Here is a 24,085-nt window from a genome sequence, read left to right as displayed (position 1 = left end):
CCGCGGTTTTCCTGCCGGTCCTGCCACTGTATGCAAGCGTGCGGACCCTCGGCGAAGTTCCCGGAGCGCGTACGCCCACAGCGGATCGCGTAGCCTGCGGGCAGCCGTGAGGGAGGCGCTTTCGTGGTCGCCGGGCCGGGCGGCTCAGCCGGGTCCTGGCCCGGACTGTCAGTGCCGCGGTCCACAATGGTCCGCGTCAGATCCCGTTCACGCTTCAGCAAGAGTGAGCCAAAGGGCCGACGTGAGCGACCCATAGGCGAGCGACCAGAAAAGAGGAGCCGGCAGCGATGGCCCGCCGCAGCACGAAGACCCCGCCGCCCGACGACTCGTACGAGGAGCGGATCCTCGACATCGACGTCGTGGACGAGATGAAGGGCTCGTACCTCGAGTACGCGTACTCGGTCATCTACTCCCGCGCGCTCCCCGACGCCCGCGACGGACTCAAGCCGGTGCACCGGCGCATCGTCTACCAGATGAACGAGATGGGCCTGCGCCCCGACCGCGGCTATGTGAAGTGCGCGCGCGTGGTCGGCGAGGTCATGGGCAAGCTGCACCCGCACGGCGACGCGTCGATCTACGACGCCCTGGTCCGCATGGCGCAGCCCTTCTCCATGAGCGTCCCGCTGGTCGACGGCCACGGAAACTTCGGCTCGTTGGGCAACGACGACCCGCCGGCCGCCATGCGGTACACCGAGTGCCGCGCCGCCGAGGCCGCGAGCCTGATGACGGAGTCCATCGACGAGGACACCGTCGACTTCGCGCCCAACTACGACGGCCAGGAGCAGGAGCCGGGCGCGCTGCCCGCCGCCTTCCCCAACCTCCTGGTGAACGGCTCGTCGGGCATCGCGGTCGGCATGGCCACCAACATGGCGCCGCACAATCTCAACGAGGTCATCTCGGCCGCCCGCCACCTGATCCGCTACCCGAACGCGGATCTGGACGCCCTGATGAAGCACATCCCGGGCCCCGACCTGCCCACCGGCGGCCGGATCGTCGGCCTCTCCGGCATCCGGGACGCCTACGAGACGGGCCGCGGCACCTTCAAGATCCGCGCCACGGTCGCCGTCGAGACGGTGACGGCGCGCCGCAAGGGCCTCGTCGTCACCGAACTGCCGTTCACGGTCGGTCCGGAGAAGGTGATCGCCAAGATCAAGGACCTGGTCGGCTCGAAGAAGCTCCAGGGCATCGCCGACGTCAAGGACCTCACCGACCGCGCGCACGGCCTGCGCCTGGTCATCGAGATCAAGAACGGCTTCGTGCCGGAGGCCGTCCTGGAGCAGCTCTACAAGCTGACGCCCATGGAGGAGTCCTTCGGCGTCAACAACGTCGCGCTGGTGGACGGACAGCCCCTCACGCTCGGCCTCAAGGAGCTCCTGGAGGTCTACCTCGACCACCGCTTCGAAGTGGTGCGCCGACGCAGCGAGTTCCGCCGCACCAAGCGGCGCGACCGGCTGCACCTGGTCGAGGGTCTGCTCACCGCCCTGGTCGACATCGACGAGGTCATCCGGATCATCCGCTCCAGCGACAACTCCGCGCAGGCGAAGGAACGCCTGATCGAGCGCTTCTCGCTGAGCGAGATCCAGACGCAGTACATCCTGGACACGCCCCTGCGGCGGCTGACCCGGTTCGACCGCATCGAGCTGGAGTCGGAGAAGGACCGCCTCAACGCGGAGATCGCGGAGCTGACCCGCATCCTCGAGTCCGACACCGAGCTGCGCAAGCTGGTCTCCGCCGAACTGGCCGCCGTGGCCAAGAAGTACGGCATCGAGCGGCGTACGGTCCTGCTGGAGGTCGGTGAGACCGCCCCGGTGGCCGCCGTGCCGCTCCAGGTGGCGGACGACCCGTGCCGGGTGCTGCTGTCCTCGACGGGTCTGCTGGCCCGTACGGCGAACGGCGAGCCGTTCCCGGAGGAGGCCGGCGGCAAGCGTGCCAAGCACGACGTGATCCTCTCGGCGGTGCCGGCCACCGCGCGCGGCGAGATCGGCGCGGTCACGTCCTCCGGCCGGCTGCTGCGGATCAACGTCATCGACCTGCCGCAGCTCCCGGAGTCGGCCGCGAACCTGGCGGGCGGCGCCCCGCTGGCGGAGTTCCTGTCCCTGGAGGACGGCGAGACGCTGGTCTGCCTGACCACGCTCGACGAGTCCTCCCCCGGTCTGGCGCTCGGCACCGAGCAGGGCGTGGTGAAGCGTGTAGTGCCCGACTACCCGTCCAACAAGGACGAGTTGGAGGTCATCACGCTCAAGGACGGCGACCGGATCGTCGGCGCGGTCGAGCTGCGCACCGGCGAGGAGGACCTCGTCTTCATTACGGACGACGCGCAACTGCTGCGCTACCAGGCCTCGCAGGTCCGTCCGCAGGGCCGTCCGGCGGGCGGTATGGCGGGCATCAAGCTCGTCGACGGCGCGAAGGTCATCTCCTTCACCGCGGTGGACCCGGCGGTGGACGCGGTCGTCTTCACGGTCGCGGGCTCGCGCGGCACGCTCGACGACTCGGTCCAGACGACGGCCAAGCTGACCCCGTTCGACCAGTACCCGCGCAAGGGCCGCGCCACGGGCGGCGTCCGCTGCCAGCGGTTCCTGAAGGGCGAGGACTGCCTGTCGCTGGCCTGGGCGGGTGCCGTCCCGGCGCGCGCCGCGCAGAAGAACGGCACCCCGGCCGACCTCCCGGAGATCGACCCGCGCCGGGACGGTTCGGGCGTGTCGCTGGCGCGGACGGTGTCGGTGGTGGCGGGTCCGGTCTAAGCCGGATCCTCCGGTTCCTCCTCGGTTCCCTGTACGTAGCGCAGGACGCCCCACATGCCGGTCTCGTCGGCGTGCGGGGCGTCCTGCGTCTCTAGCCTGCACTCCTCCAATTCCTTGCCGAGGGCGGCGGTGTCGATGCCGGAGCCGATGAGGACGAGCTGGGTGAGACGGGGGGCGCCGGCCGGCCAGGCCTCCGGGTAGAAGCGCAGGAACCGCCCCACGGCGTGTACGGCGTAGCGGTTGCGGGCGTCGTACGGCCCGAAGTCGACGTACCCCTTGATCCGGTACAGGCCCCCGGGCCTGCTGTCGAGGAACCGCATCAACCGGCGGGGGTCGAGGGGGACTTCGGAGACGTACGAGAGGCTGTCGTAGCCGGAGTGCAGATGACCTGCGTGCTCGCCGTCGCCGTGGGTGTGGTCGGGGTCGTAGGTGTGCTCGTGGTCGTCGGTGTGGTCGTGCAGGTCGTCGAAGGAGAGCTGTCCGATGCGCTCCGTGCCGGGGCGGCAGTCGAAGAGGAACTCGGGGTCGACACGGCCGTAGGTCGCGGAGACCACGGCGGCGTCGTCGACGAGGGACCGGACGGTCTTCTGGACCCGGTCGGCGTCGGGGGCCCGGTCCAGCTTGTTGACCACGACGAGATCGGCGAGGGCGAGATGCCGGTCGAGCTCGGGATGCCTGGCGCGGGTGTCGTCGAACTCGGCGGCGTCCACGACCTCGACGAGACCGCCGTAGACGATCTCCGGCTGCTCGCTGGCGAGCACCATGCGCACGAGTTCCTGCGGCTCGGCGAGCCCGCTGGCCTCGATGACGATGACGTCGATTCCGGCGTCCGGCTGGGCCAGCCTGGCCAGATAGCCGTCCAGTTCGGTGACGTCGACGGCGCAGCACAGGCAGCCGTTGCCGAGGGAGACGGTGGAGTCGCCGAGGGCACCGGCGACGGCCATCGCGTCGATCTCGATGGCGCCGAAGTCGTTGACGATGGCGCCGATACGGCTGCCTCCGCTGCGGTGGAGGAGATGGTTGAGGAGGGTGGTCTTGCCGGAACCCAGGAATCCGGCGAGGACGACGACCGGGATCTGCCGGGAGCGCCCGCTCGGCTGACTCAACGTGCGACCTCTTTCACGCTGCCGTGTGCGCCGGATCGCGGCCCCGGCGCACCTAGGAGGTTTGAATGCCGGACCAGGATACGAGCCGGAATAATCTCCGCGAAGTGAACGATTGTTAGCAGCGCTCGTTGGGCAGACGTTGGGCAAGGCGCCGGTTCGTGCGACCCTCGCTTCCCTCCGTGCGCCTCCTCTCCGCCTCCCCCGCCGATCAGAGCCGCTCGGCACCCTGGGAGACGGCAAGCGCCGCCCACCGCTCGCCGGTCCCCGTCAAGCCGACCCGCACCCCGACGACCGGCGGACGGCCGCCTGATCCGGGGGTTGACATGGCCACACAGAATGATGGAACGCGCGGGCTCGGTCGCGCAGCCGTCGCGGGACTCGCCTTCGCGGCCGGGGCCCTCGTGGCACTCGCCGCCCAGCAGCGCCGTTACGACGAGTTGCTCCTGCGCATCGCCGCGGTGGAACGCGATGACCGCCAGGCGGTCCTGACCGAGCAGCAGCGGCTCCAGTTCTCGCTGCTGTGCAAGGCCATGGACGACGCCGACCTCGCGGCCGTGTACAGCACCGTCCAGATCGAGTCGCCGATCCAGCGCCGCCAGTATCTGTTCGCCCACGCGATGTACACCAACGCGCTGCTCGCCTACCGAACCGGCGTGGTCAACTGGGAGGAGCTGCACGGCCACCTTCGGGTGATCTGCACGAACTCCATCTTCCGCGACTACTGGAAGGCCCACACCGAGCACCGCGCGAGCCTGCGGGACGATTCGGAGGAGGCGCGCGTGGGCCGAATGGTGGACGGCATCATCCAGGATCTGGACGACGCGGATATCGACGAGTGGTGGGTCGTCGGTGAACCGCCCGCGGAGGACGCCTAGTTGAACCGAGCCCGGCGGCGGACGGGCATCCCACGTCTCTGCCGACCCGGCAGATCCCGGCCACAACAAGGGGCTAATCTGGCTCCCCTCCTACCACCCAACGCCCCAAGGACCGGGATCCACTTGAAAATCGTGCGCCGCATCGGTGCGTCTCCACGCGAGCGTGGCAGTCTGTCCGGCGACACCTGCCCCGACATCTTCGAGCTCAGTGACGGCAACTTCGCGGTCATCGGCACCGAGGCCACAGCGACGCTGGACGCCGAACTGCCCGCCGACGCGGCTCGTGCCGACTACGAGCGCATCGTCATCGTGAGCCGGGAGACGCTGATCCGCGCGAAGGCCGACATCCCCGACGCATGAGTTCCCGCACGGGCGACGCACCACCCCGATCCGTTTCCCGTCCCACCCGCCCCACCGCACTTCACGAAGAGCGACACCGGGGCCCACTCCGAGCAGCCCGAGACCCCGCCCCCTGCTCAGCCCTCCACGAGCCCGGCGCCAGAACGGCACCGGGCCTCATGCGTGTCCGGGGCCCTTTCGGCGGCCGGGGGCCGGGGCTTCCGGAGACAGGCCCTAGACCACCCGCCTTAGGCCACCCGCGGCACCGCCACCGGCGCCCCCGGTCCCACATACCGCGCCACCGGCCTGATGATCTTCGAATCGGCCGCCTGTTCAAGGATGTTGGCGCTCCAGCCCACCGCACGCCCCGCCGCGAACGTCGGGGTGAACATCTCACGGGGCAGGCCACAGAGTTCCATGACCACACCCGCGTAAAACTCGACGTTGGTGTGCAGCTCACGGCCGGGCTTCAGTTCGGCGAGGATCGTCTCGACCTGTCGCTCGACCTCGACGGCGAAGTCGACCCGCGGTCCACCGAAGCTCTGGGCGACCTCACGGAGCATCCGGGAACGCGGGTCCTCGGTGCGGTAGATCGCGTGGCCGAAGCCCATGATGCGCTCACCGGCGAGCACCCGCTCACGGATCCAGGCGTCGATGCGGTCGGGGGTGCCGATCGCGTCGAGCGTGTCCAGCGCCCTGCTCGGCGCACCTCCGTGCAGCGGTCCGGACAGCGCGCCCACGGCCCCCACGAGAGCCGCCGCCACGTCCGCCCCCGTCGACGCGATGACCCGGGCTGTGAAGGTTGATGCATTGAATCCGTGATCAATGGTTGAGATCAAGTACCGCTCGACCGCCCGCGCCCGCCGCGGCTCCGGCTCCGAACCGGTCAGCATGTAGAGGTAGTTCGCCGCGTACGAGAGGTCCTCGCGCGGCTCCACCGGCTCCAGCCCGCGCCCCAGCCGGTGCAGTGCGATGAGCAGTGTCGGTACGGCCGCGGCCGCCACGAGGGTGTCCCGTCGGCGCTGGTCCGGGTCGATGTCGTAGACCGGGCGGAAACCCCGCGCCGCGCCCAGCAGCGAGAGCGCGGTGCGCATGCCGGCCAGCGGTCCCGACCGTCCGCTCGCCACCGCTATCGCGGGCAGCGCCGCCCGCACCTCGTCCGGCAGTCGCCGCAGCGCCGCTGTCTCGGCCCGGAAGCTCACGGACCGCCGGGCGTCGGGCAGTTCACCGTGGACCAGGAGATGCCAGACGTCCTCGAAGCCGCGGGTCTGCGCGAGTTCGACGGCCGAGTACTGACGGTAGTGGTAGAACCCCTCGCGCCCCCGGACGTCCCCGATCTCGGTGTCGGTGACGACGACCCCGGCGAGACCTCGCGGTACCTCGACGAGTGTGGTTGCGGACCTGTTGACCGACATGATTCCTCCCTGGACTTGATTTGACTGTCCATGGTTGACTCGCTTTCTGTCAATATTGATTGAATCAACATAGACCGATCAACCCATCCGACTGCGGATACGGTGACGTCTTATGCGCGATCAAGCCCCCCTCCCCGGCCCCGCCGACCACCGGCTCAGCACCAAGGAAGCCGCCGAGCTGCTGGGCGTGAAGCCCGAGACCGTCTACGCCTATGTGAGCCGCGGTCAGCTCAGCAGCAGGCGGGTCCCCGGCGGCCGGGGCAGCACCTTCGACGCCAAGGAGGTGGAGACCCTCGCCCGGCGCAACCGGCGCGAGAGCGGCGGGAGTCCGGGATCGGGCGGCGAGCTGTCCGTACGGACCCGCGTCACGTTCATCGACCGGGACCGCTACTTCTTCCGGGGCGTCGACGCGACCGAGCTCGCCGCGCGCCACTCCTACGAGGAGATCGCGGAGTGGCTCTGGACCGGCCGGCTGCGGCCCGGCGTCACCTTCACCGCGCCCGACGCCGCCGTGGACGTCGCCCGCCGCGCGGTGGACTCGCTGCCCGAACACACCGGCCCCACCGACCGGTTGAGGGTCGCCGCGATCGCCGCCGCGGCCGCGGACCCGCTCCGCTTCGACCTCTCCGAGGAGGCCGTGCTCGGCACCGCGCGCACCCTCATCCCCACGCTCGTCGCCGCCCTGCCGCCCGTGCTGCCCGACCGCCGCCGCGACGACGGCCCCCTGGCCCACCGGCTGTGGACCCGCCTCACCGGCCGCAAGCCCGACGAGACGTCCCTGCGCGTCCTGGACACCGCGCTCGGCCTGCTCGTCGACCACGACCTCGCCGCCTCGACGCTCGCGGTCCGTGTCGCCGCGTCGGCCCGCGCGCACGCGTACGCGGCCGTCTCCGCGGGGCTCGGCGTCCTGGAGGGCCCCCTGCACGGCGCGGCCAGCGGACTCGCCCACAAGCTGCTGCTCGACGTGCTCGACCGGGGCGACGCGGCCCCCGTGATCGCGGAGGAACTGCGGGCCGGCCGCCGCATCCCAGGCCTCGGACACCGGCTCTACCCCGGCGAGGACCCACGCGCGCGTGCCCTGTTCACGCTCCTGGAGGACATCCCGCGCGCCGAGCCCGCCCTCCTCGCGGCCCGCGACATCGTGGCCACCACCGCCCGCCACACCCCCCTGCACGCCAACGTGGACCTGGCCCTCGCCGTGCTCACCGCCTCCTCCGGGATGCCGGCCACAGCGGGCGAGACGGTCTTCGCCGTCGCCCGTACGGCGGGCTGGATCGCCCACGCCCTGGAGGAGTACGGCGAACGCCCCCTGCGCATGCGCCCCAGCGGCATCTACGTGGGCCCCAAACCGCCCCAGCCGCTGCCGGAGCCCTGACACGGGCGCGGCCGGAAGTCGCCGCGCACGGAGTCAGGTTAGGCTCACCTCTGTGAGTACCTGTACAACGGTCTCGCACGACCTCGACGAGCCCGTTTCCGGAACCGCGGCCACCGCGCGGACCTGGCTGCTGCTGGAACAGCCCGGTCCCTGGGGCGCCAAGGCGCTCACTTCGAGCCACCTGGACCCCGCCCTGGGCCGCGCCCTGGAAGCCGCCACGAAGGACACGGGCGTGCGCGTCGCGCTCATCCGCCGTCCCGGCCGGCACGCCGACAGCGGAACGCCCACCGCCCGCCGCGTGTACGTCGCCCACACCGTGCCCGGGAACGTCTGGCTGCACGGCGCGACCACCCGCGACCCTCGGGACCTGCTCGGCCTGGACTTCACCGCGCTCGGCAGGGGTGAGCACGCCTCCTTCGGCTCGGTGCTCGGGGGACGGCCCCACACCGGCGATCCGCTGGCGCTCGTGTGCACCAACGGCAAGCGGGACCGCTGCTGCGCGCTCCTGGGGCGCCCGCTCGCCGCGGAATTGGCCGCCTCGGGGGTCGAGGGCGTCTGGGAGGTCACCCATCTGGGTGGTCACCGCTTCTCCCCCACGCTGCTCGTGCTGCCGTACGGCTACGCCTACGGCCGCGCCGAGGCCCACACCGTCAAGCAGGTCCTGCACAGCGTCCAGGAGGGCCGGATCGTGGTCGAGGGGTGCCGGGGGAACTCCGCCTGGGAGCGTCCCGGCCAGGCGGCGGAGCTCGCCGTGCGGACCGGGACGGGCGAGTACGCGGCCGAGGCCCTGACCGTGGTTCGCACGGAGGGCGCGGCCCCGCACTGGGAGGTGACCGTCGCGCACACCGACGGCCGCCGCTGGCGCGTCCTCGTGGCCCAGACCGCGTCCCTGCCGCCGCGCCCGGAGAGCTGCGGGGCGTCGGTGCTGGGCTCGCCCGCACGCATGGATGTGGTGGCGGTGCACGAGTTGACGACCACGACGGCGCTCGCGAGTTGACCGGTCCGGCAAGCCGATCAACTTGTTGATCAAGAGATCCATGCCACACCCCCTGCGGCGGATCAGGCACGTCCACGTACCGTCATGGGTATGAGCCGCACTCCCCCCGCCCGCCGTCTGCGCCTCGGACTGCCCAGACGGGCGTTCTCGCAGGTGCTCCTGATGCAGCTGGCGATCGCCGCGGGAGTCGTGGTGCTCGCGACCGGCCTGTTCCTCGCCCCCCTGAGCAACCAGCTGGACGACCAGGCCATGCGCCGGGCGCTCGCCATCGCCGAGACCGTCGCCGCCCGTCCGCAGATCGCCGACCAGGTCAAGAACACCCCTCCGCTGCCCAGTGGCCCCGTCCAGCAGGAGGCGGAGCGGGTCCGCAGGGCGACCGGGGCCGAGTACGTCGTGGTGATGGACTGGCGGGGCGTGCGCTGGTCGCACCCGACCCGCACCGAGGTCGGCAGGACCGTCTCGACCGACCCCGGCCTGGCCCTGGCCGGCAAGGAGGTCATGCAGATCGACAGCGGCACCCTGGGCCGCACCGCGCGCGGGAAGGTGCCGCTGTACGACAGCCGGCACAGGATCGTCGGCGCGGTCTCCGTCGGTATCGCCTACGACAGCGTGCGGGCCCGTCTGATCCACGCGATCCCGGGACTGTTCGCGTACGCCGGCGGAGCCCTCGCCCTCGGCGCCCTGGCCGCCTGGCTGATCTCCCGCCGGGTCCAGCGGCAGACCCGTGACCTGGCCTTCTCCGATATCTCGGCGCTCCTCGCGGAACGGGAGGCGATGCTGCACGGCATCCGGGAGGGCGTGGTCGCCCTGGACCGCGCGGGACGGGTCCGCCTGCTCAACGACGAGGCGCGGCGCCTGCTGGGCATCGGCGACGAGGCCGTCGGCCGCTCCCCCGACGAGGCGCTCGGGGACGGCCGTACCGCCGACGTACTGGCCGGCCGGGTGACGGGCACCGACCTCGTCACCGTGCGCGGCCAGCGGGTCCTGGTCGCCAATCGCATGCCCACCGACGACGGCGGCGCGGTGGCCACCCTGCGCGACCGCACCGAGCTGGAGCAGCTCGGCCGGGAGCTGGACTCCACGCACGGTCTGATCGACGCCCTGCGCGCCCAGGACCACGAGCACGCCAACCGGATGCACACGCTCCTGGGGCTGCTGGAGCTGGAGATGTACGACGACGCCGTGGAGTTCGTCGGAGAGGTCGTCGGCGACCACCGGGCCACCGCGGAACAGGTCACCGAGAAGATCGAGGACCCGCGGCTGGCCGCGCTGCTGGTGGGCAAGGCGACCGTGGCGGCCGAGCGCGGGGTCGCCCTGTGGGTCTCCGACCGAACCCGGCTGCCGGACCGGCTGGTCGATCCCAGCGGGCTGGTCACGATCGTCGGCAACCTCGTGGACAACGCCCTGGACGCCGCGGCCGGCGCACCGCACGCGCGCGTGGAGGTCGAGCTGCGCACCGAAGGACGTACGGCCGTCCTCACGGTGCGCGACACCGGGCCCGGCATCCCGGAGGAGCAACGGGAGCTGGTCTTCACCGAGGGCTGGTCGACCAAGGAGCCCCCGGCACACCGGGGCCGCGGTCTCGGGCTCTCCCTGGTGCGCAAGCTCGCCGAACGCCAGGGCGGCAGCGCGACCGTAGGCGAGGCGGGTGGCGGAGGCGCGGAGTTCACCGTCGTCCTGCCCGACGCCCTGGCCGACCTGCCCGACGCACCGACCGACCCGGCCGAGCCGCAGCCGGCTCTCACCGCACCGCACGTCCGGCGGACCGCCGGCGAGGAGGAGTCGTGATGATCGAGGTCCTGGTCGTGGACGACGACACCCGCGTGGCGCGCGTCAACGCCGCCTACGTCGCGAAGGTGCCCGGCTTCCGCGTGGCCGGCGAGGCGCACAGCGCCGCCGACGCGCTGCGCCAGCTGGAGGCCCTGCCCCACGTCGACCTGGTCCTCATGGACCACTACCTGCCCGACGAGACGGGCCTGGCGGTCGTCCAGGAGATGCGTCGGCGCGGCCACCAGACCGACGTGATCATGGTGACGGCCGCGCGGGACGTGACGACCGTACAGGCGGCCATGCGGCACGGGGCGTTGCAGTACCTGGTCAAACCGTTCGCCTTCGCGGGCCTCAGGGACAGACTGGAGGCATACGCCGAGCTGCGCCGCACCCTGGACGGCGGCGGTGAGGCGGAACAGGCGGAGGTCGACCGCATCTTCGGCGCGCTGTCCTCGCCCGCCGAGCCCGACCTGCCCAAGGGGCACTCCCCCACCACGGCGGAACTCGTCCGCAGGTCCTTGATGAACGCCGAAGGGCCTCTGTCGGCCCAGGAGATCGCCGACCGGACGGGGGTGAGCCGGCAGACCGCCCAGCGCTATCTGAAGCTCCTGGAGCGCACGGGGCGGGCCAGGCTGACCCTCAAGTACGGCGACGCGGGCCGCCCGGAACACCGTTATGTGTGGGCGACCCGCGCGTGAGGAGGTGCCTAGCGCTCAGCCGGCGTTCTGCCCGGCCTTCTCGACGAACTCCGTGGTGTACGTCTTGTCCAGGTCGACGTCGGCGTTCTGGATGGTGGGGTTGAACGCCTTGAGGACCTTCTCGACGGTCTCGGGGCCGTTCTCGGGCATCACGCCGTCCTTGGTGAACATAGGCAGCGTGTTCTTGATGGCCACCGCGTAGAGCAGCTTGTTGCCCTGCGAGTAGTCGGCGGGCATCTTGTCGGCGATCTGGGTCGCGCTGTGGGTGGACATCCACTTGAGCGTCTTGACGAATGCATTGGCCAACTTCTGGACGGTCTCCTTGTGACCGTTGACCCAGTCCGTCTGCATGTACAGGCTTGACGAGGGATACGGCCCACCGAGCGCCTCGTCGGAGCCCTGAGGCGTGCGCATGTCCAGGAGGATCTTGCCGGCCTTCTTGTCCAGGACGGTCGCCACGGTCGGGTCGGTCGTCATGCCGCCGTCGATCGAGCCCTGCTGGAGCGCCGAGACGAACGTCGGCCCCGCACCCACGGCGACCGGCGTGAAGTCGCTGACCTTCACACCGTTCTTGACGGCGAGGTACTTGGTGAGGAAGTCGGTCGAGGAGCCGAGGCCCGTGACGCCGAGCTTCTTGCCCTTGAAGTCCTTGGGCGAGGTGATGTCGCCGGCCGCCTTGGTCGACACGATCTCCACTTCGCCGGGCGCGTGCGAGAACTGCACGACCGACTCCACGTCCTTGCCCTTCACCTGGAGGTCGAGGGTGTGGTCGTAGAAGCCGACGGCCCCCTGGACCTGACCGGAGACGAGCGCGGTCTCGGCCTGGACGCCGGCGGGCTCGCTCAGCAGCTCCACTTCGAGCCCCTCGGAGTCGAAGTAGCCGAGCCGCTGGGTCAGCATCGCGGGCAGGTAGATGACCTTGTCGAGCCCACCGACCATGATCTTGACCTTGGTCCCCTTGCCGTCACCGTTGCTGCCGGAGCCGGCCGAGGCCGTACTGGAGGCGTCATTGGCACAGGCGGTGAGCGAGGAGAGGGCGAGCAGGCCGGCGGCGGCCAGGGAGGCGTATCTGGCGGTCTTGCGCATGGGGTTCACGTCCTTGTGAGAGGGGGAGAGGTCGCCGAGGGGCTGTCGGCGGTCGAGAGGGCGGGGGCGCGAAGAAGCTGTCGACGGTCGAAAGGGCCGGGGCGCGAAGAAGCTGCCGACGGTCGAAAGGACCCGGGCGCGGAGAAGCTGTCGGCAGTCACGAAGGTGCCGAGCAGCTGTCGGCTGCCGAGAAGGCCGCGAGGTACCGATCGGCCGCCGACTGCCGAGTAGGCCATCTACTTCCGAGCAGGCCCTCAGCTGTCGAGCAGGCCCTCAGCTGTCGGAGTTCGCCGGCTTCCAGCGGAAGATGCGGCGCTCGGCGAAGGTGAGCAGCCCTTCGGCAAGGAGTGCGACGACGGCGAGGATGACCATCGCGGCGTACACACCGGCCGCGTTGAACGTGCCCTGCGACTGGGCGACGAGCAGGCCGATGCCCTTGGTCGCGCCGATGTACTCGCCGACGATCGCGCCGATGAGGGCGAAGCCGAAGCTGACATGCAGGCTGGTGAAGATCCACGAGGTCGCGGACGGGATGACGACCTGAAGCGTCACCCTGCGGTCGCTCGCGCCGAGGATGCGGGCGTTGGCGACCAGGTTGCGGTCGACTTCGCGGGCGCCCTGGAAGGCGTTGAAGAACACCGGGAAGAAGACCAGGACGACGGCGGAGGCCACCTTGGAGGCCGGTCCGAGTCCGAACCAGATCACGAAGATGGGTGCAAGGACGATCCTGGGTATCGAGTTGAGCACCTTGATGTATGGACCAAGTATGTCGGCGAGCAAGGTGATCCGCCCCAGCGCAATACCGAAGACGACACCGGCGGCCACACCGACGACCCAGCCCAGCAGCGCCTCGTAGAGCGTGTACCAGATCTGTTCGCCCAGCGAACCGAGCGCGGTCCCGTGCGTCACCCATGTCCAGATCTGGTCCCAGATCTTCGAGGGCATGGAGAAGTTGAACGGATCGATGACCTCGGCCCGGGAGAGCACCTCCCACAGACCGAGGACGGCGACGAGAAGCAGTACTCGGGCGAGTGAGACGAACATCCTGCGCCTACGTGCGGCACGCGCGCGTGAGTGAGCGCGGTCCGGCGTCGTCTTGACCGTGTCCACGACGGGCGTGCTGAGAACCTCAGGCGACATCGGCGGCACTCCTCTCCCGGGTGATGCGGACCTCTTCACCGAGCGACTCCCAGATCTCGCGGTAGATCTCGATGAACCGCGGCTCCAGCCGCACCGACTCGACCTTGCGCGGCCGCGGCAGGTCGATGTCGAAGACCTGCTTGACGGTGGCGGGCCCGGCCGTCATCACGACGACCCTGTCGGCCAGCGCGATGGACTCCTCCAGGTCGTGGGTGACGAAGACGACGGAGGCGCCCGTGCCCTCCCACAGTTCGAGGAGTTCGTCGGACATCAGGGCCCGGGTCTGCACGTCGAGCGCGGAGAACGGCTCGTCCATGAGCAGGATCTCGGGGTCGTTGACGAAGGTCGCGGCGAGCGCGACCCGCTTGCGCTGACCCCCGGAGAGCTGATGGGGGTAACGGTCCTCGAAGGCGGCGAGCCCGACACGGGCCAGCCACTCGCGCGCTTTCTCCTTCGCCTCGGCCTTGGGCACCCCGCGGAAACGGGGCCCGGCCATCACGTTGGACAGAACCGTGCGCCAGGGGAAGGTGGCGTCCTGCTGGAAGACGAAGCCGACCTTGTCCCCCACTCCGCGAACCGGCTCCCCGACCGCGAGAACCTCGCCCTCGGAGGGCTCCTCCAACCCGCTGACCAGGGTCAACGTGGTCGACTTGCCACAGCCCGTGGGCCCGACGACCGCCACGAACTCCCCACGGCCCACCGTGAGATCGAGTCCCCTGACGGCCGTGTGCAGACCCCCTGACGGGGTCCGGAACGTCTTGCTCGCGCCCCGCAGCTCGATGGCGGGGCTGGTGTCTGCGCTCATGGCCGGGGACGGTAGATGTGGCGCATGCCACGGCATCAGCCTTCTGAGCACATGCCGTTCTTTTGCCTGCAACGGCCTGTTGTGCTCGTTTTGCTCGCGCTACAACAGCGAAGCCGAAACATGGGCGCGAAGCCCTCCAGGCCTTGAGGGAAAGAGGCCCGATGATTGACGTCCTGGTCGTGGACGACGACTTCCGTGTCGCCGAGATCAACGCCAAGTACGTGGGAAAGGTTCCCGGCTTCCGGGTGGCCGCCCGCGCGCACAGCGCCGCCCAGGCCATGGCGGCCGTCCAGCGCGGAGGCATCGACCTGGCGCTGCTCGACCACTATCTGCCCGACCAGACGGGCCTCGAACTCGTCCACCGCATGCGGGAACAGGGACACGGCACCGACGTCATCATGATCACGGCAGCAGGCGACGTGGCGACCGTCCAGGCCGCGATGCGCCTGGGCGCCCTCCACTACCTGGTCAAGCCGTTCACGTTCGCGGCCCTGCGCACCCGCCTGGACTCCTACGCCGCCCTGCGCCGCACCGTCGACCGCGTCGGCGCGGGGCGCGGCATCGCCGGCCAGGAACAGGTCGACCGGATCTTCGGCGCCCTGCGCACCACACCGGTCCCGGCCTCCCCCGGCCTGCCCAGCGGCCACTCGGAACCCACGACAGACCTCATCTGCCGCGTCCTGCACCACGCCGACCACCCCCTGTCCGCCCACGAGGTCGCCGCCGAGACCGGCCTGAGCCGCTCCACCGCCCAGCGCTACCTACGCCACCTCGAACAGGCGGGCCGCCTACGCCTCACCCTCAGATACGGCGACACGGGCCGGCCGGAGCATCGGTACGCGTGGGTGGCGCCCTAACCGCGAACGTCTCGCGCACCGCCGCCCGCGCTCCCGGCTCTCTGGTTCGCTGCTCTCGGTGAAAACGCCTTGCAGGCGGCTGCCGTACGACCGGACGCATGCCGTACGACGACGAAGGCAGCCCCCGATCGCCGTCCCGCGCCTACACCGCCCCCGCCCCGGTCAGTGACCGCACCTCGGTCTCGGCGTGCTTGGCCTCGTCGGCGACCTCCGCGGAGGTGACCGTGCCGAGCCAGCCCGCGGCGAAGCCCAGCGGGATGGAGACCAGGCCCGGGTTCTGCAACGGGAAGTACTGGAAGTCGACGCCGGGGAAGAGCGATTCGGGGCTGCCGGACACCACGGGCGAGAGCAGCACCAGGGCCATCGCCGGGATCAGTCCGCCGTACACGGACCAGACGGCGCCCCGGGTGGTGAAGCCGCGCCAGAACAGGGAGTAGAGCAGCACCGGCAGATTCGCGGACGCGGCGACCGCGAAGGCGAGGCCCACCAGGAAGGCGACGTTGAGGTCGCGGGCCAGCAGGCCGAGGGCGATCGCGATCACTCCGATCCCGACGGCGGCGGTCCTGGCGACGGCCACCTCGCTGCGCGGCTTGGCCCGGCGGCGCCGCAGTGTGGCGTACAGATCGTGGGCGACGGAGGCGGAGGAGGCGAGCGTGATGCCGGCGACCACGGCGAGGATCGTGGCGAAGGCGACGGCGGCGACGATCGCGAACAGAACCGTTCCGCCCGTGGAGTCGGCGCCTCCGCCCAGGTCGAGGGCGAGGAGGGGAACCGCCGTGTTCCCGGCGGCGTTCGACCCCCGTACGGCCTCGGGTCCCACGATCGCCGCGGCACCGAAGCCGAGGACGATCGTCATCAGGTAGAACCCGCCGATGAGCCCGATCGACCAGACCACCGAACGCCGGGCCGCCCGCGCAGTGGGCACGGTGTAGAAGCGGGACAGGATGTGCGGCAGCCCCGCCGTGCCCAGCACCAGCGCGAGGCCCAGGCTGATGAAGTCGAGCCGGGCCGTCCAGTCCCCGCCGTACTTCAGCCCCGGTGCCAGGAACGACCGCCCGTGTCCACTGCGCTCCGCCGCCGTGAGCAGCAACTGGTCGAAGTCGCCGTGAAACCGCACCAGTACAAGCACGGTCAGCGCGATGGTCCCGCCGAGCAGCAGGACCGCCTTGACGATCTGGATCCAGGTGGTGGCCCGCATCCCGCCCAGCGACACATAGATCACCATGAGCGCCCCGACGGCGATCACGGTCCAGGACTGCGCCGCCTCGCTGGTCCCGCCGAGCAGCAGCGCGACCAGGCTGCCCGCCCCGACCATCTGCGCCACCAGATACAGAACGGACACGGTGACCGAGGAAGTTCCCGCCGCGATCCGTACCGGCCGCTCACTCATCCGCGCGGCGACCACGTCGGCGAGCGTGAACCGCCCGCAGTTGCGCACGAGTTCGGCGACCAGGAAGAGCACCACCAGCCAGGCGACGAGGAAGCCCACCGAGTAGAGCATCCCGTCGTACCCGAAGAGCGCGATCAGCCCGGAGATCCCCAGGAAGGACGCCGCCGACATGTAGTCGCCCGCGATGGCAAAACCATTCTCCATCGGCGAGAACAGCCGGCCGCCCGCATAGAACTCCTCCGCTGAACCATGCCGGTTGCGGCTCACCCAGGTCGTGATCCCCAGCGTGACCGCGACGAACGCGCTGAACAGCAGCAGCGCCAGAGTCTGGTGGTCCCCCGTCACGACGACGCACCGCCCCGGGCGCTGCGGGTCAGTTCCTGGGTGTCCCACCGCAGTTCGAGCGCGGCCCGGTCCCTGCGCAGCCTCGCGTGCCGGGCGTAGGCCCAGGTCAACAGGAAGGTGGTGAGGAACTGCCCGAGCCCTGCGACCATCGCGACGTTGACAGCACCCGCCACGGGCCTCGCCATCAGCCCCGGCGCGCTCGTCGCCGTCACGACATAGGCCACGTACCAGAGGAAGAACCCGATCCCCGCCGGCACCACGAACCTCCGGTACCTGCTGCGCACCTCCTGGAAAGCCGCGCTGCGCTGCACTTCGAGGTACACGTCGGCCGCCGCCGCGGCCCGGTCCTCACGCTCCGCCCGTGCCGTCGCGACCGGCGGCACCGGTGTGGCGTCACCGCCCGTCTCGCCCCACCCGGAGGCGAGCGCGTCGTACCAGGGATCGTCGTACCTCACACCGGTGGACGCCTCGGCGCGGGCCAGATCGTGACCGTCGTGCTTCTCGACCGAACTCTCGGCATCACCCCCGCCTCCGCGGGGACGAGCGTTGCTTGACTGCATGCCCAAGGATGGACAGAACGGGAAGATCCTCGACTCTTCTTCTCCACGGGCTTCACCCCATCAGGTGATTCCTCCCGTCGGTGGCCGCACAAGCCCCTTCGCATAGGCGTAACGCACCGCCTGCGCACGGTCCTTGAGTCCCGTCTTGGTGAAGAGGTTGTTGATGTGCGTCTTCACCGTCGCGGTGGAGACATGCAGTTTCCGGGCGATCTCCTGGTTGCTCAGCCCCTCGGCGATGAGCGCCAGCACCTCGACCTCCCGCGCGGTCAGCCCGTCCGGCGGCTCGGCCGACACCGGCTGAGACGGCTCGGGGGCCGACAGCCGCTCCAGCAACCGCCGTTGGATGCCCGGGGCGAGCCCCGCGTCCCCGGAGAGCACGCTCTGCACGGCTCGCACGATCTCGTCGCCGCCCGCATCCTTGGTGAGATAGCCGCGCGCCCCCGCCTTGAGCGCGGGGAACAGCGAGTCGTCGTCCGCGTACGTCGTCAGCACCACGACCTGCGTCCCCGGGTGCTCGGTCCGGATCCGCCGGGTCGCCTCCACGCCGTCGCAGCGCGGCATGCGCAGGTCCATCAACACCACGTCCGGGGCGAGTTCGGCGACCAGTCGGACGGCCTCCTCCCCGTCCCCGGCGGCTCCCACGACCTCGATCCCGGACAGCAGGCCCAGCAGCATCACGATGCCCTCACGAACCACGGTCTGGTCGTCGGCGACCACCACCCGCGCGGGCTTCGTCTCCGCCCCTTCCGTCATACCGGCACCTTCAACGTCACCACGAACCCTTCGTCGTCCGGCCCGGCGTCCAGCGAACCGCCCAGCAGTTCGGCGCGCTCCCGCATCCCCAGCAGACCGTACCCGCCGCCGGTGGCGGTGAGTTCGCCCGGCGAACCTCCCGAGTCCCGCACCACCAGCGTCACCTGGTCCTCGCCGTACTCCAGCCGCAGCCCCACCTTGGCCCCCGGCGCGTGTTTGCGGACGTTGGTCAGGGCCTCCTGGGCGACCCGGCGCACAGCCTGCGACGCCTCGACCGACAGCGGCCGGCGCTCACCCGAAATGATGGCCTCGGCTCCGTCGGCCGCGCCCACGAGCTGCCTGAGGAAGTCCTCCAGCGGGGTCATCTCCCCGCGCAGGGCCGACAGTGCCTGCCTGGTCTCGGAGAGACCGTCACGGGCCATCCCCCGTGCCGCCACCACCCTTTCGAGGATCTGGTCCCGGTCCGCGCCCCGCTCGATCAGCAGCCGGGCCGCCTCCAGGTGCACGAGCTGGGCCGAGAGGCTGTGGGCCAGCACGTCGTGGATCTCCCGCGCGATCCGGGCCCGCTCGGCGAGCGCCGCCGACTCCGCCTCGGCCGCCCGCGCGGCCCGCTCCTGGGCGAGCAGCCGCTGGGCGCTGCCCCGGGCCTCCGCGTCCAGCCGCAGGACGTAGCCGGCCAGCGCGAGCCCGGCCGTCGTGGCCACGGTGGTCAGCCACACGTCGTCGTTGACCGCGGCGTACAGGGCGAGGGCGACCACGGTGACCGGCACGGCGGCGGCCATGGGCAGCCGTTCCAGAGCGGTGACCGCGCACCCGCACCACAGGACGAGGGAGACGACCGTGAAGCCGGCGGTCTGGGCGGTGACCGCGATGGCCAGCAGGACTCCGTAGAGCGCCATGGAGGGCCAGAGCCGGTGCGCCAGAGTGGTCCGGAAGACGGCCCAGGCGGCAGCCCCGGCGAGGAGGATCCCCGCCACCGCCCCGAGCACACCCCAGCCGTGCACGTGATTGCTTCTGAAGGCGCCCCACAGGAGCATGGCGAGCACTGTCGTCCGCACGATCCAGCCGAGCAGTCGCCGGGGCCGCGTGGTCGCCTCACGCCCCAGCGCCTCCCGGGAAGGCCAGCGGGTCCAGGCGTTGTCCGTCACACACGTTCCTTCCCCGTGGACCGGAACATGGGCTCACCGTACGCCGGGGCGGACACTGCGGCGGGGTGCTGTGAGCGTGCGCGCCAGACCAGGATTCCGGAGCGGACCAGGAGCGTGGCGGCCAGGGCGAGCAGCAGGGCGGAGGAGTCCTGGTGGACTCCGACCAGTGCGCCGAGCCCGAAGAGGCCGAGACGCAGTCCGATACCGAGTCCCCAGACGATCCCGCTCGCCTTGGTGCTCTTGCTCCACACCGCGCCGTCCGACTCGGTCCATATCCGGCTGGTCCAGGCCCAGCCCGCGCCGATGGCGAGGCCGGTGAGCAGTTCGACGGCGAGCAGGAGGATCGACGTCGTGCGGTGGTGGGCATCCACGAGACCCGGCTCGCGGAGCGCGACGACGGCCAGGACGACGGGGAGCAGCCACCACCGCCCACCGGTGTCGATCCGGCTCGCGCGGAACTGCCGGGCGATCACCACGACCACCGCGACCACGATCAACAACGCGTCGACAAGCCCGGACATCACAGCCTCCGTGAGCGAGGAAGGTCTGCCGGCAGCGGATGCCGCCGACACCTTCGAAGCTACGGAAATCCGCAGGTGGGGAGATCGGAGCGGGGGTGGATCAGGGGTGGATTCCGAAGGTGCCGAGCCCTCCACCCACGGGTGGAGAGCCCCAGACCCGACCAGTCAGGGGCCGACTCCTCCGCCGCCGGGCTTCAGCCGCCAACGGGGAACCAACCCGGCGACGGCGAAGCCGAGGCCGGCAAGAACCCCGGCCCCGGCCCAGCGCAGCGGCTACGCGTCGATCCGCGACCGGTCCAGCGTCGCCGCCGAGCCCGAGATGAACTCCTTCCGCGGCGCCACGTCGTTCCCCATCAGCAGATCGAACACCTGCTCAGCCGACTCCAGATCGGCGAGATTGATCCGCCGCAGCGTCCGGTGCCGCGGATCCATCGTCGTCTCGGCCAGCTGGTCGGCGTCCATCTCGCCCAGACCCTTGTAGCGCTGGATGGAGTCCTTGTACCGGACCCCCTTGCTCTGGAACTCCAGCAGCTTCTCGCGCAGCTCCCGGTCCGAGTACGTGTAGACGTACTTGTCCTGCCCCTTCTTGGGCTGGACGAGCTCGATCCGGTGCAGCGGCGGCACCGCGGCGAACACCCGTCCCGCCTCGACCATCGGCCGCATGTACCGCTGGAACAGCGTCAGCAGCAGGCACCGGATGTGCGAGCCGTCGACGTCGGCGTCGGTCATCATGATGATCTTGCCGTAGCGGGCCGCTTCGATGTCGAAGGTCCGGCCGGACCCCGCTCCTATGACCTGGATGATGGCGCCGCACTCGACGTTCTTCAGCATGTCCGTGACGGACGACTTCTGGACGTTGAGGATCTTGCCGCGGATGGGCAGCAGGGCCTGGAACTCGGAATTCCGCGCGAGCTTCGCGGTGCCGAGCGCGGAATCTCCCTCGACGATGAACAGCTCGCTGCGGTCGACATCGTCGCTGCGGCAGTCGGCGAGCTTGGCGGGCAGCGAGGAGGACTCCAGAGCCGTCTTCCGGCGCTGAGCGTCCTTGTGCTGACGGGCCGCGATACGCGTGCGCGCGGCGGCGACCGCCTTCTCCATGACGACCCGTGCCTGGGCCGCCGCGTCCCGCTTGGTGGACGTCAGGAACGCCTTGAGCTCCCTGGAGATCACGGTGTTCACGATGCGGCGGGCCGCCGAGGTGCCGAGCACCTCCTTGGTCTGGCCCTCGAACTGGGGCTCGGCCAGCCGGACGGTCACGACCGCGGTCAGGCCTTCGAGGGCGTCGTCCTTGACGATGTCGTCCTCGGCGACGCGGAGCAGCTTCTTGGCACGCAGCACTTCGTTCATCGTGCTGGTGACAGCCGTCTCGAAGCCTGCGACATGGGTGCCGCCCTTGGGCGTGGCGATGATGTTCACGAACGACTTCAGGGTCGTGTCGTAGCCCGTGCCCCACCGCATCGCGACATCCACGTCGAGCTCACGGGTGACCTGCGTGGGCGTCATCTGCCCGTGCTCGTCCAGGACCGGCACCGTCTCCTTGAAGGTGCCCTGACCGGAGAAGCGGAGGACGTCGTTGACCGGCTTGTCGGTGGCCAGGTACTCGCAGAACTCGCTGATGCCGCCGTCGAAGCGGAAGGACTCCTCGCCCTTGCTGCCGCCCTCGCCCAGGCCGAACTCGTCGCGGACGACGATGGTCAGGCCGGGCACCAGGAACGCGGTCTGGCGCGCCCGCTGGTGGAGGTGCTCCAGGGAGAGCTTGGCGTCCTTGAGGAAGATCTGGCGGTCGGCCCAGTAACGCACGCGGGTGCCGGTGCGGGTCTTGGGGATCCGCTTGGCCTTGCGCAGCCCGCTCGTGGCGTCGAACTTGGCGTCGGGGCCGTTCGCCGTGAAGGCACCCGGCACACCGCGCCGGAAGCTGATCGCGTGCGTGTGGCCGCTACGGTCCACCTCGACGTCCAGCCGGGCGGACAGGGCGTTCACCACGGAGGCGCCCACGCCGTGCAGACCGCCGGAGGCGGCGTACGAGCCGCCGCCGAACTTGCCGCCGGCGTGCAGCTTGGTCATGACGACCTCGACACCGGACAGGCCGGTCTTGGGCTCGACGTCGACCGGGATGCCCCGGCCGTTGTCCCGGACCTCCACGGAGGCGTCGTCGTGGAGGATCACCTCGATGTGGTCGCAGTACCCGCCCAGGGCCTCGTCGACGGAGTTGTCGATGATCTCCCACAGGCAGTGCATCAGACCGCGGCTGTCGGTCGACCCGATGTACATGCCCGGGCGCTTCCGCACGGCCTCGAGTCCCTCGAGGACGAGCAGGTGCCGCGCGGTGTAGTTGGAACCGTCCCGGTCTGCTCCTGCCAGCAGCGCTGTGGACGGCACGGACGTCTCGGCGGTCACGCGGTTCGCTCCTCGCTGAATTTCAGGTGAGGCCCTTCTGGGTAAGGGCGCGGCTTCGGTCGCCGCCAAGAGGGTACCGAGGCCTGGTAGAGCCGTTGTAACGCCACCCTCGTGCGGAACACAGACTAGTCCAGAGTCGCATACCTGTTCGATCCCTCAATGGGGTGAAGTACATATCACGTTCCCTTACAGGCATGAACCATTTAGGCTCCGGGCACGTCCTCATGAACAACCGGCAACCCAGCCGGGAGGACAGACCTTGACCGACAGTGCGAAACCGTAAGACACAGAGACACGCAATACGGCACATTCGCCGCCAACCCGGCAGCAGCCGACCGCCCCGGAAAAATTTCTCTCTGGGTGAAGCCGCGAGCGGGAACGTTTTGGGGCTGGTTGGATGTTGACCCTGGTACGACAGCTCGTCGAGCTAGAGAAGAGGCGACGTGACTACTGTTCTGACCCCCGCGAGCCCGCTGACGGCCGCTGACCGCTGCGACCGCTGCGGCGCCCAGGCGTACGTGCGCGTCGTGCTGCTCAGCGGTGGAGAACTGCTCTTCTGCGCCCACCACGGTCGCAAGTTCGAGCCGGAACTCAAGAAGATCGCCGCTGAGATACAGGACGAGACGGAGCGGCTGACGTCCGTTCCTGCATCCGCCTCGGAAGAAGAGCGCTGACACCTCGCGTTCCACGACGAGCCAGCTCCGGCACAGGCCGGCAGGAGGGCGGTCGTCCCTGGGAACAGGGAGGACCGCCCTCGCTCATGACCTACAGAGGCCGCTCAGCGCCCGGGGACGCCCTCAGGTGATCCCGTGACACCCCGCTCGGCCCCGTTGCGGCCGTCCCAGCCCAGGGTCCGCATGACATCGGACACACGGGCGTAGACACCGGGCCAGCCGGCCCGCCCGCAGCCGCTGCCCCAGGACACGAGCCCGATCAGCTTCCCCTGAGCGACCAGCGGGCCTCCGCTGTCGCCCTGGCAGGAGTCGCGGCCGCCCCGCTCCTCCCCGGCGCACAGCATGCTGTCGGCGCGATAGGTGCCGTCGGCGTTGCCCGGATAGGCCGTCTCGCAACGCGCGTCGGACAGCACGTGCACGCGTGCCGCCCGCAGACTGCGCGCATAGTCGCCACCGCCCGTGACATCGCCCCAGCCGTACACCGTGGCGCGGGTTCCCGGCACGTACGCGGAATCGCCGTCGGCCGCCATGGCGATGACCGAGTTCTGCGGCAGCGCCCCGGCGAGGGTGAGGACGGCGAAGTCGCCCGCGTTGGTCTCCGGGTCGTAGCCCGGGTTCACCCAGACCCCGCGTACGGCGATCTCCGCTCCCTGGTCCGAGAGCAGCTCCGTACGGCCCGCGAGGACCCTGAGGTCACGGACCTGGCCGGGCGGCGCCCCCAGGACGTCCTCGCCCATGCAGTGGGCCGCGGTGAGCACGGTGGTCGGGCCGACGGCCACACCGCCGCAGAACTGCCCGGCGCGCGTACCCCCGAACCGGTCACGGCTGGACAGCGCCACCGTCCATGGCGCCTTGGACACATCGACCGGGAAGCCCCCGACGACAATGCTGTCGGCGGCCACAGGGGCGGCCGACACCAACGGTATGGCCGCCGCCACGGCCGCCAGAACCAGCGGCCGGGCCAGCGCCCGGGCAAGGGGACTACGCATGCACACTCCTCACTCAAGGGTGGTGATCGGACACCCAGAGTCATGCAGAGCACACGCGCGCGCAGCACGAAGCAGCACGAAGGCCCGGCCCCTGGAGAGGGACC

Annotated in this window: 21 protein-coding genes; 9 read left to right on the top strand and 12 right to left on the bottom strand. The window is 70.4% G+C overall.

Annotated features, from left to right (window positions below):
- Positions 1 to 287 precede the first annotated feature (287 nt).
- A complete protein-coding gene (locus G3I78_RS00520; RefSeq protein ID WP_164420701.1) occupies positions 288 to 2,741 on the top strand; it encodes a DNA topoisomerase IV subunit A in 2,454 nt (817 codons plus the stop codon).
- On the opposite strand, the gene G3I78_RS00515 is transcribed toward G3I78_RS00520, so the two are convergent.
- Positions 2,738 to 3,847, bottom strand: coding sequence for a GTP-binding protein (locus G3I78_RS00515; protein WP_164420700.1), 1,110 nt, complete (start codon positions 3,845 to 3,847; stop codon positions 2,738 to 2,740). The genes G3I78_RS00520 and G3I78_RS00515 overlap by 4 nt on opposite strands.
- 323 nt (positions 3,848 to 4,170) lie before the next feature.
- On the opposite strand from G3I78_RS00515, the gene G3I78_RS00510 reads away from it, so the two are divergent.
- Positions 4,171 to 4,722, top strand: coding sequence for a DUF6082 family protein (locus G3I78_RS00510; RefSeq protein WP_164420699.1), 552 nt, complete (start codon positions 4,171 to 4,173; stop codon positions 4,720 to 4,722).
- Positions 4,723 to 4,845: 123 nt separating this feature from the next.
- Positions 4,846 to 5,082 carry a hypothetical protein gene (locus G3I78_RS00505; protein ID WP_164420698.1) on the top strand — a complete coding sequence of 79 codons (237 nt, stop codon included), beginning with the start codon at positions 4,846 to 4,848 and terminating at the stop codon, positions 5,080 to 5,082.
- Between the two features lie 227 nt (positions 5,083 to 5,309).
- Here G3I78_RS00505 and G3I78_RS00500 read toward each other — a convergent pair whose 3' ends face one another.
- On the bottom strand, positions 5,310 to 6,476 hold the full coding sequence (locus G3I78_RS00500; protein ID WP_164420697.1) for a citrate synthase/methylcitrate synthase: 1,167 nt from the start codon (positions 6,474 to 6,476) through the stop codon (positions 5,310 to 5,312).
- 112 nt (positions 6,477 to 6,588) lie between these two features.
- Between G3I78_RS00500 and G3I78_RS00495 the strand changes: the two genes are divergently transcribed.
- The 4 genes from G3I78_RS00495 to G3I78_RS00480 all read left to right on the top strand — a co-directional run bounded on the left by G3I78_RS00495 (position 6,589) and on the right by G3I78_RS00480 (position 11,316).
- Positions 6,589 to 7,851: a citrate synthase gene (locus tag G3I78_RS00495; RefSeq protein WP_164420696.1), complete on the top strand. Its 1,263-nt coding sequence runs from the start codon at positions 6,589 to 6,591 to the stop codon at positions 7,849 to 7,851.
- Between the two features lie 52 nt (positions 7,852 to 7,903).
- Entirely contained in the window at positions 7,904 to 8,848 is a 945-nt protein-coding gene (locus G3I78_RS00490; protein ID WP_164420695.1) for a sucrase/ferredoxin-like family protein, read from the top strand.
- A gap of 90 nt (positions 8,849 to 8,938) precedes the next feature.
- Positions 8,939 to 10,636 (top strand): sensor histidine kinase, encoded by a 1,698-nt coding sequence (locus G3I78_RS00485; RefSeq protein WP_164420694.1) that lies wholly within the window; start codon positions 8,939 to 8,941, stop codon positions 10,634 to 10,636.
- Complete coding sequence (locus G3I78_RS00480; protein ID WP_164420693.1) at positions 10,636 to 11,316, top strand: response regulator; 681 nt, start codon at positions 10,636 to 10,638, stop codon at positions 11,314 to 11,316. The genes G3I78_RS00485 and G3I78_RS00480 overlap by 1 nt, the downstream gene beginning before the upstream one ends.
- A 15-nt stretch (positions 11,317 to 11,331) precedes the next feature.
- On the opposite strand, the gene G3I78_RS00475 is transcribed toward G3I78_RS00480, so the two are convergent.
- The 3 genes from G3I78_RS00475 to G3I78_RS00465 form a co-directional block, all read right to left on the bottom strand.
- On the bottom strand, positions 11,332 to 12,402 hold the full coding sequence (locus G3I78_RS00475) for an ABC transporter substrate-binding protein (protein ID WP_164420692.1): 1,071 nt from the start codon (positions 12,400 to 12,402) through the stop codon (positions 11,332 to 11,334).
- 273 nt (positions 12,403 to 12,675) lie between these two features.
- Positions 12,676 to 13,542 carry an ABC transporter permease gene (locus G3I78_RS00470; RefSeq protein ID WP_164420691.1) on the bottom strand — a complete coding sequence of 289 codons (867 nt, stop codon included), beginning with the start codon at positions 13,540 to 13,542 and terminating at the stop codon, positions 12,676 to 12,678.
- Positions 13,532 to 14,347 (bottom strand): ABC transporter ATP-binding protein, encoded by an 816-nt coding sequence (locus G3I78_RS00465; RefSeq protein ID WP_164420690.1) that lies wholly within the window; start codon positions 14,345 to 14,347, stop codon positions 13,532 to 13,534. The genes G3I78_RS00470 and G3I78_RS00465 overlap by 11 nt, the downstream gene beginning before the upstream one ends.
- Positions 14,348 to 14,508: 161 nt before the next feature.
- Between G3I78_RS00465 and G3I78_RS00460 the strand changes: the two genes are divergently transcribed.
- Entirely contained in the window at positions 14,509 to 15,204 is a 696-nt protein-coding gene (locus G3I78_RS00460) for a response regulator (protein WP_164420689.1), read from the top strand.
- A 142-nt stretch (positions 15,205 to 15,346) separates the two neighbouring features.
- On the opposite strand, the gene G3I78_RS00455 is transcribed toward G3I78_RS00460, so the two are convergent.
- From G3I78_RS00455 to G3I78_RS00430, 6 genes are all read right to left on the bottom strand, one after another.
- Positions 15,347 to 16,939: a cation acetate symporter gene (locus G3I78_RS00455; protein ID WP_164420688.1), complete on the bottom strand. Its 1,593-nt coding sequence runs from the start codon at positions 16,937 to 16,939 to the stop codon at positions 15,347 to 15,349.
- A complete protein-coding gene (locus tag G3I78_RS00450; RefSeq protein ID WP_164420687.1) occupies positions 16,936 to 17,499 on the bottom strand; it encodes a DUF485 domain-containing protein in 564 nt (187 codons plus the stop codon). The genes G3I78_RS00455 and G3I78_RS00450 overlap by 4 nt, the downstream gene beginning before the upstream one ends.
- 60 nt (positions 17,500 to 17,559) lie before the next feature.
- Positions 17,560 to 18,252: a response regulator transcription factor gene (locus tag G3I78_RS00445; RefSeq protein WP_164420686.1), complete on the bottom strand. Its 693-nt coding sequence runs from the start codon at positions 18,250 to 18,252 to the stop codon at positions 17,560 to 17,562.
- Positions 18,249 to 19,400 carry a histidine kinase gene (locus G3I78_RS00440; protein ID WP_164420685.1) on the bottom strand — a complete coding sequence of 384 codons (1,152 nt, stop codon included), beginning with the start codon at positions 19,398 to 19,400 and terminating at the stop codon, positions 18,249 to 18,251. The genes G3I78_RS00445 and G3I78_RS00440 overlap by 4 nt, the downstream gene beginning before the upstream one ends.
- A complete protein-coding gene (locus tag G3I78_RS00435) occupies positions 19,397 to 19,921 on the bottom strand; it encodes a DUF1453 domain-containing protein (RefSeq protein ID WP_164420684.1) in 525 nt (174 codons plus the stop codon). The genes G3I78_RS00440 and G3I78_RS00435 overlap by 4 nt, the downstream gene beginning before the upstream one ends.
- A 273-nt stretch (positions 19,922 to 20,194) precedes the next feature.
- Positions 20,195 to 22,318 (bottom strand): DNA topoisomerase IV subunit B, encoded by a 2,124-nt coding sequence (locus tag G3I78_RS00430; protein WP_164420683.1) that lies wholly within the window; start codon positions 22,316 to 22,318, stop codon positions 20,195 to 20,197.
- Positions 22,319 to 22,761: 443 nt separating this feature from the next.
- Here G3I78_RS00430 and G3I78_RS00425 point away from each other — a divergent pair, with 443 nt between their 5' ends.
- Positions 22,762 to 22,992, top strand: a complete 231-nt coding sequence (locus tag G3I78_RS00425) for a hypothetical protein (protein WP_030945102.1) — start codon at positions 22,762 to 22,764, stop codon at positions 22,990 to 22,992.
- Positions 22,993 to 23,096: 104 nt separating this feature from the next.
- Here the strand turns inward: G3I78_RS00425 and G3I78_RS00420 are convergent, their stop codons facing one another.
- Positions 23,097 to 23,981, bottom strand: coding sequence for a serine protease (locus tag G3I78_RS00420; RefSeq protein ID WP_164420682.1), 885 nt, complete (start codon positions 23,979 to 23,981; stop codon positions 23,097 to 23,099).
- Positions 23,982 to 24,085 lie beyond the last annotated feature (104 nt).

The sequence above is a fragment of the Streptomyces sp. SID13726 genome, from assembly GCF_010548375.1.
Taxonomy (GTDB): domain Bacteria; phylum Actinomycetota; class Actinomycetes; order Streptomycetales; family Streptomycetaceae; genus Streptomyces.
The sequence above is the reverse complement of the archived record's forward strand: the minus strand, read 5'-3'. Positions and strand labels throughout refer to the sequence as shown.